General features: G+C 70.9%; 7 protein-coding genes. 3 read left to right on the top strand and 4 right to left on the bottom strand.

Annotation, left to right across the window (positions count from 1 at the left end; translation table 11 throughout):
• Positions 1 to 27: 27 nt before the first annotated feature.
• Positions 28 to 2,172, top strand: a complete 2,145-nt coding sequence (locus ACX6XY_RS20455; RefSeq protein ID WP_460332594.1) for a coiled-coil domain-containing protein — start codon at positions 28 to 30, stop codon at positions 2,170 to 2,172.
• Positions 2,173 to 2,264: 92 nt separating this feature from the next.
• Positions 2,265 to 2,654: a hypothetical protein gene (locus ACX6XY_RS20450; RefSeq protein WP_460332592.1), complete on the top strand. Its 390-nt coding sequence runs from the start codon at positions 2,265 to 2,267 to the stop codon at positions 2,652 to 2,654.
• A 64-nt stretch (positions 2,655 to 2,718) separates the two neighbouring features.
• Here ACX6XY_RS20450 and bla read toward each other — a convergent pair whose 3' ends face one another.
• Entirely contained in the window at positions 2,719 to 3,636 is a 918-nt protein-coding gene (gene bla / locus ACX6XY_RS20445; RefSeq protein ID WP_460332590.1) for a class A beta-lactamase, read from the bottom strand.
• A gap of 212 nt (positions 3,637 to 3,848) precedes the next feature.
• On the opposite strand from bla, the gene ACX6XY_RS20440 reads away from it, so the two are divergent.
• Entirely contained in the window at positions 3,849 to 4,397 is a 549-nt protein-coding gene (locus tag ACX6XY_RS20440) for a DUF1062 domain-containing protein (RefSeq protein WP_460332588.1), read from the top strand.
• Positions 4,398 to 4,480: 83 nt separating this feature from the next.
• Here ACX6XY_RS20440 and ACX6XY_RS20435 read toward each other — a convergent pair whose 3' ends face one another.
• The 3 genes from ACX6XY_RS20435 to ACX6XY_RS20425 all read right to left on the bottom strand — a co-directional run bounded on the left by ACX6XY_RS20435 (position 4,481) and on the right by ACX6XY_RS20425 (position 7,094).
• Entirely contained in the window at positions 4,481 to 4,990 is a 510-nt protein-coding gene (locus tag ACX6XY_RS20435) for a GNAT family N-acetyltransferase (RefSeq protein WP_460332608.1), read from the bottom strand.
• Positions 4,991 to 5,063: 73 nt separating this feature from the next.
• On the bottom strand, positions 5,064 to 5,891 hold the full coding sequence (locus ACX6XY_RS20430) for a restriction endonuclease (RefSeq protein ID WP_460332586.1): 828 nt from the start codon (positions 5,889 to 5,891) through the stop codon (positions 5,064 to 5,066).
• Between the two features lie 177 nt (positions 5,892 to 6,068).
• Complete coding sequence (locus tag ACX6XY_RS20425; protein WP_460332584.1) at positions 6,069 to 7,094, bottom strand: SEC-C domain-containing protein; 1,026 nt, start codon at positions 7,092 to 7,094, stop codon at positions 6,069 to 6,071.
• Between the last annotated feature and the right edge of the window lie 102 nt (positions 7,095 to 7,196).

The following is a 7,196-nucleotide window of genomic DNA, read 5'->3' as shown; positions in this document are numbered from 1 at the left end:
AGATGTGTATAAGCCACCGCCGCCGGGGTGGCGAAGTCGGAGGCCGCCGCCGCCCGCGCGGCCGCCGCCGAGGCCGACGCCCAGGCCGCACGGGCCTCCAGGGCGGCCTCCTCCGCCCGGTCGCTGGCGGCCGTCGCCGCGACCGCGGCGAGGGCGGCACGGGACGCCGCCAACTCCGCGGCCACCCACGCCGACAACGCGGCCGACGCCGCGGACGAGGCGGCCGCGCACGCGGGCGAGGCCGTCGACCACGCCAACCGCTCCGCCAAGTACGCCGCCGCGGCCAAGGAGGCGGCCGACGAGGCCGTGCAGGCCGTCAAGGACGCCGAGGCGGTGGAGCAGCAGGCACGCGAGGCGGAGCAGGCGAAGATCGCCGAGCACACCAAGCAGGGCCTGGACGAGGCCGCCCGGCTCGCCGCGCTCGAGAAGCAGGACATCGAGAACGCGCGCGACCAGCTCAGCCAGAAGCAGGCGCAGGACGCGGCCACCCGCGACCTCATCGCCAGTGCGGAGAAGGCGCTTCAGGCGGGCGACGAGGCGACCGCCGTCGCCGAGGGCCGCAAGGCCTGCCTCAACCTGCTGACCTCGCACGGCACCTGGACCCGCGAGGCGGCCGAGTTCGCCGCGGCCGGCGACGACCAGGCGATCCTGGCCTGGGTCGACACCGACCGGGTCATCGCGCAGAACCAGGACGACCGGGAGACCGCCCTCTACATCGGCCGGATCTCCACGGCCGATGTGGCCGACGGCGTCCAGCGGGCTCTGGAGTCCACCGACGAGGGCGCCCCCGCGGCTTTCCTCAGCGGGGGCATGATCGAGGCGGCCAAGACCGACAACACCGCCGCGATCTTCCGCGTACTCGGCAAGAACCCCGGCAAGGCGGTCAAGCAGGCCGCCGAGGACGCTCTGGCCGACGGCTCGGCCCAGGCCGTCCATGACTTCTTCGCCACCAAGTACGGGGCGGCGCAGAAGCAGGACGACACCGTCGCCGCCTTCAAGATCCTCGACACCGCCGGGCCGTACACCAAGATGGCCGCGCAGGTGGCGCTGGAGGGCCCGGCGTGGATGCTCCGGGACTTCGTCACCACCATCCACCCGCGCATGGTGCAGCTGGACGCGGACGCCGCCACCCACATCGCCGCCATCCGTGCCTCGCTCGCCCACGCCGCGAGGATCGCGCAGGACGCGGTGACGGACGCCGCGTACGCGCACAAGGCGGCGGCGGAGGCGAAGAACGCGGCCGACGAGGCGCTCAAGTGGGCCGACGCGGCGGAGAAGTCCGCCGTCCAGGCCGCCACGCACGCCAAGCGGGCGGACGCGAACGCGGACGCCGCCGAGCAGTCCGCGAAGGAGGCCAAGGCCTCCGCGGCCACGGCGCAGAAGGCGGCCCTGACCGCCCGTTCGGCCTCCCGGCGGGCCAACTACTCCGCCAACCAGGCCAGCGCGTCGGCGGATTCGGCCGTGCAGTCGGCCATCGACGCGCAGGCGTCCGCGAACGCGGCCCGGAAGTCCGCGCTCCAGGCGGGCAAGGACGCCAAGACGGCGGCCGCCGCCGCGTCCGAGGCGCGCTCGATCGCCGCCGCCAAGCGGAAGGCCGAACTGGCGGCCGCGGCGAAGGAGCGGGCGGAGAAGGCCCGGAAGGAGCGGGAAGAGGGCACCGACCCGGCGGACACGTCCGACAGCGACAAGACGTGCAAGCCGGGCGAGACGTTCCTCGGCGGCGACAAGGAGGACTGGCAGGAGGTCGCCAACGCCCTGTCCGCCGTCTCCACCGTCACCGGCGGCCTGGCCGCGGCGTCGCTGCTGGTGCCGCCGCCGTTCGGCGAGGCGGCCGGGGCCTTCTTCGGCACGGTCTCGCTGATCACCGGCGGGGCGAGCGCCATCATCACCGGCTTCACCGACGGCTGGGGGTCCAAGGCGTTCCTCACCTCCGCGTTCGGCGTCGCGATCGGCGTCTTCACCGGCGGCGTCCCGTGGACCAAGTTCGGCGGCGTGTCCGGTCTCGTCGACGAGGCCTGGGACGGACTGCGCTCCGCGCCGGTCCTGGCCGCACGCCTCCAGCAGGAAGTGATCTCTCCGGCCCTGGGCGCCTTCACCACCAAGTGGGACCAGGCGACGGACACCATCGGCGAGGCGGTCAGCGACACCTGGGACGCCCTGACTCCCTGGTAGCCGTGTCCGATCCGGGGCGGGGCGCGCGTTCGGGCGCGCATAGGGTGGAGCGCGCACCCGCACCGCGCTCCGCCCCGGAAGGACCGTCGGCCTTGTTCCTGTCGCTGCCCGCTTACGCCTGGGGCGTCGTCGCCGCGATCGTCACCGTGCTCCACATCGCCCTGATGCGCTGGTCGATGCCGACGCCGAAGGGCAAGAGAAGCGTCTCGTTCATCCCGCTCGTCCTCGGCGGAACGCTGATGGCGTCCGCGCTGGCCAAGGGCTTCTCCCTCTCCGTCACCCTCTACCTGTACGCGTCCTGCCTGCTGGCCTTCCTCATCGGCATCGTCCCGGTGAAGAAGTGGGTCGCCGCCGACATCCTGAAGCAGGAACAGAACCCGGACATCAAGGTCAAGCCGCATACGCCGTCGCTGGTGTGGATGCTCTCCTCGATGCTCCTCTCGGTGTTCGTCATGATCGGCGTCTGGATGTCGAACGCGTAGGCACTCTCCCAGGGGATCCAGACGGGAAACCCCGCACGGATCCCCGCACGGACTCCCGCCTGCCTCACACGAGTTCAGCCGCCAGCAGCGCGGCGATCTCGGCCACCAGCGGATCGTCGGCTGGCGCGTCCTTTTCGTGCTTGGCCGTCAGCACGGCCAGCACGACCGGCGCACCGTCCGGCGGCCAGGCGACGCCCACGTCGTTGTTGCCGCCGTACGCCCCGCCGCCGGTCTTGTCGGCGAGGAGCCAGTCGGCGGGCAGACCGGCGCGGAACCTCCGGGCGCTGGTCGTGTTGGCGAGCATCCAGCAGGTGAGCCGCTCCCGGTCCTCGGGCGCGAGCGCGTCGCCGAGCGTGAGGCGCGCGTAGGTCCGGCCGATGGCGCGGGCGGTGGTGGTGTCGGTCCTGCGCCATGGTTCCGCCGAGTTGAGTTCCGGCTCCCAGCGGTCGAGCCGGGTCCTGCCGTCCCCGACCGAGCGGCAGAAGCGGGTGACGGCGGTCGGCCCGCCCAGCTCGCGGAGCAGCAGGTTTCCCGCGGTGTTGTCGCTGTAGCGGAGGGCGGCGTCGCACAGTTCCCCGACGGTCATGCCGTCGGCGAGGTGCTCGGCCTCGGAGGTGATCGGGGAGTAGCCCGACTTCTCCACGTACGCGGCGGAGTACCGGACGCGCTTGGCCAGGACCTCCCCGTCGTGGTCGAGGTCGCGCAGGACGGCCGCGGCGGCGATCGTCTTGAACAGGGAGCACATCGGGAAGCGTTCGTCCGCGCGATACGTCACCGTCCTGCCGGTGCGCGTGTGGTGGGCGAACACGCCCATACGGGCGGAGTGCCGCTGCTCGAGCTCCCGCAGGCGTGCGGTGACGCCGTACCCGCCGGGTGAGGCGTGCGCCGTGCCGCCGCCGAGTGGCAGGGCCGCGGAGACCGCCGTACCGGCGGCGAGAGCGAGTGCGGTGCGGCGGGACGGGCGTGGGCCTGTGGTGGGCAACGCGGTTCCCTTCCGAGACGATCACGACGTACGAAAACCGGTGGAACAGTGCCGATGCGCGCTACTACCGTACGGGCGGACCGAGTCGTCTAGTCAAGGACGTGCCGTTGTACACCGTGTGAGACCTCCCAAGCGCTGATCTCCTCGCGCGTCGCGCATATGCGCCGCGCTGCTTTCCGCTGCGGACTTCTCACCGAAACTGGTGTATTTCTGTGCTCAATAACTGGCTGGTCATGCCCACCTGCCTGCCGCTCGTTCTCCGCCGCTGCCACGCGTGTGCGTCCACGCGCCTGCGGCCGAACGGCAGATTTCGCGTCAACGCCCACCACAAGCTCATCGACGCCTGGCTCCTCGCGCTCTGTACGGCGTGCGGGGAGACCGCCAAGCTCACGGTCCTGGAGCGGAGGAACGTGCGCTCTGTACGACCCGCCCTACTGGACCGGCTGCACGGCAACGACCCCGGCCTGGCGGCTGAGCTGCTCCAGGATCCGGCCGTCCGGCGCCGCAATCGCCTCGCCCTCGACTGGGACGGCGCGTGGCGTCTTGACACCGGCGGATCGGATCACCTGGGCCGCGAGGCGATCGACGTATCGGTCCGCTTCGCGGCGCGCATCCCGGTCCGGCCGACGCGGCTGATAGCCGACGGCTGCGGTCTCTCACGGGCCGAGGTCGAGCGACTGCTCACGGAGGGAAGCCTCGTTTCGGCGGTCCGGCTGAGCGACAAGCTCTCCGACGACTTCACCTTCACGCTCAAACGCTGAGCCCTCCTCGGGCCCAGGGGGCTGTCCGGCGGATCCTGCCGGACAGCCCCCCCCGCGGCGTCCTGCCTCCAGCCGCGCAGCTCCTAGTCGCGCAGATCCACCATGCAGAACACCTTGTCGTACCGACGCTCACCCACGGCCACGAAGTCGGGCAGCCGCCCGTACTCACGAAACCCCAACGCCCGGTAGAGCCGCAGTGCGTGCTCGTTGTCCCCACGGGCGTCGAGGGTCAGCACCTCGACGCCCGCCGCCCGAGCGTCCTCGACCAGCGCCGAGGTCAACGCCCGCCCGATGCCCCGCCCCTGAGCCCACTCGGCGACGGCGACCTTCTCCAGGTCGGCATGCGGCCGATGCGTGGGCCGTGCGTACCGCACCCAGTACCCGAGCCCGGCGAGCCGCCCCTCCACGTACACGACCCGCAGCGCCGCGTCCCCGTCCCGCACCGCGCCCCGCACCCGCCCGAGCAACTCCGCCACTTCCTCCACCGACGGCGCCTCCACCCACCCCAACGCGGCCCCGCCCCGCACCAGATCCCCCAGAACCTGCTGCACCTCGCCCACGAACCCTTCATCCAGCTCGGGCGCGCTCACCATCACCGTCTTCATCGCCGCACCCTAACCAACCGAGCCGCGCGAGGCGCGAGCCCTTACGTCTGGCCCGCGAGGATCAGGAGGCGCCTGTGTCCTCTTCCTCGCGTAGTTCCCCTGGTGTCGGGGTGGTGGTGCGCATGAACGAGTCTTCCTCGGCCCAGATACTCGTGATGGACAACGCGGCGCATAGATCGAGCATGTCCTGACGGGGGCGGCTTGGGAGGAGTAGGCCCAGTGCGGGGAGTGGGGCTATGTATCGCTGGTAGTCGAAGAGTTGCCCTATTCCCGTGCGGATGGCATCGCGGGTGACAGTTCCTTTGGCCTCGATGAGGAAGTTGCGCTCGGGTACGTAGAGGTCCGTATGGAGCGTGGTGCGCTCGTTGGCGAGGGTGATCTTCTTTCTGGTGGCGTTTAGTCCGCGACGCTTGAGGTGGTCGCGATACCGCTGAACGAGGAGTGATTCACGGCGCTCTGCTTCTCGTGGCGGCTGCGCGCCCACAGTCGAGCGCTCGGTCACACGCTGCTCGATGTCTACGTCCTCGACTGTGGTTTGTGTGGGATGACGCGAGATTGGAGGCGTGTGGGTGGAGGGCCGCGAGACTTGACTGAGGCGGAAGGTGATGACGCTGCGTGTCTCGCCGAATTTGTCTGGGCGGTCCATTCGGTACCAAGGATTTTCCTCGGCGAGCGTGAATTCGCCGAGGTGTTCGATAACGCCTGACGATACGGGGCGAAATACGTGGAGTGGTCGGCCGTCCTCACGATGCTTCAGGATGCTGAGGTTGCCGCCGGTCATCTGTTGGTCGCCGACAGTCCCCTCGCCGGTGTAGTGATAGTAGCCGTCGGCTCCCCAGTCGTCGACGTAACCGTAAAGGCGAGGAGCTTTATGGCTGCTGAAGAGCATCAGCTCGTGCTGCGCCTTTGTGGCTGGGGTGATTCCCTTCTGTCTGTTCCCGCCAAACTCGTCATGGATTTCACTTCGGCGACGTCGGTGGCTGACCGGTATAGGCAGCATGGAACCTTCCTGGTGCCTGGTGTCACACCGGGCGAGTGGTGAGTGTGGAGGGCGGCGGTCTGAGGGCTAGAGCGTCTCGGGCTGCCCGTGGCAGTCGGTGTATGGGCTGCCTGAGCCGCACCAGCAGGCATCCTCCGGTGGCCAGGGGGCGGCGCGGCCGCGGGCGGCCAGGGTTGTCGCGTACTGGGGGAGGAGGTCCGGGTCGGCGGGGGACGCGGACTCGGAGGCGGCGAAGGCCTCGTAGGAGGGGACCGTGGCGGTGACGATGCCCAGGTTGGGGGTGCCGGACGCGGCCAGTTCGCGGAGGCTGGACTCTATGGTCGCCAAGTGCTCGGAGTGGGAGGGGTACTCGGAGGTGAGGGCGGGGTACGCGGCGAGGAGTTCCGCCAGCTCGGTGGACGGCCAGTGCAGGACCGCCACCGGGAAGGGGCGGGAGAGGGCCTCCCGGTAGGTGCCGAGTTCGGCGCGGAGGCGGGCGATCTCGGCGCGGAGCTCGGCGGGGTTCTCGGAGCCGAGCGACCACAGGCGTTTGGGGTCGTGGAGTTCGTCCAGGGGGATCGGAGACGGGTGGACCTCGTCCGCCAGGGCGTCCCAGGCGTCGTGTGCCGTGCCCAGCAGACGGCGCACGCGGTGGCGGCCGTAGAGGAGGGGGTGGGTCTCGCGCGGGGGGTGACGGTGCGTGGTTGGTGTGGGGGTGGGGAGGAGGAGCGTGGCGGCCTCGGTGAACACCTCGTGGGCGGTGGGGAGTTCGTCGTGGGACTCCAGGGACTCCGCGATGATCACCCAGGGCGCGGGGGAGCGGGGAGCCGTGCTGCGCAGCCCGTCGATGATCGCGCGGGCCTCCGCCTCGTGGCCGTACTCCCAGAGGTTCGAGGCCTTCAGGGCGCGGATGAGGGAGGGGTCGCTGACCGTCCCGGCGGGGCGGGCCAGCAGGTCGTCGTAGAGCGTGGTGGCCCGCTCCCGGTCACCGGCCAGCTCACAGTGGGCGGCCGCCTGGAGCAGCAGGTGCTCGGCGTCCTCGGGGTACTGGGCCGCGGTGCGCAGCAGGCGCTCGGCTTCGGCTGTGTGGTCGGCAGGCGTGTCGGGGCGCATGGGAGACACCGTACTGCCGTGGGCGGGGTCGACGGCAGGAGCGTTCCCGGCCCGAGGCGCGGGCCTGGTCAGTTGTGGGGGCAGCGCTTATCGTGCCCGCCG

Source organism: Streptomyces sp. O3, assembly GCF_054788135.1.
This window is presented reverse-complemented; position numbering and strand designations above follow the sequence as displayed.

Bases quoted from the DNA above. Each gene is read 5' to 3' on its own strand.
- ACX6XY_RS20435 (WP_460332608.1), bottom strand. From the start codon at position 4,990: ATGGTGAGCGCGCCCGAGCTGGATGAAGGGTTCGTGGGCGAGGTGCAG.
- ACX6XY_RS20430 (WP_460332586.1), bottom strand. From the start codon at position 5,891: ATGCTCTTCAGCAGCCATAAAGCTCCTCGCCTTTACGGTTACGTCGAC.
- ACX6XY_RS20425 (WP_460332584.1), bottom strand. From the start codon at position 7,094: ATGCGCCCCGACACGCCTGCCGACCACACAGCCGAAGCCGAGCGCCTG.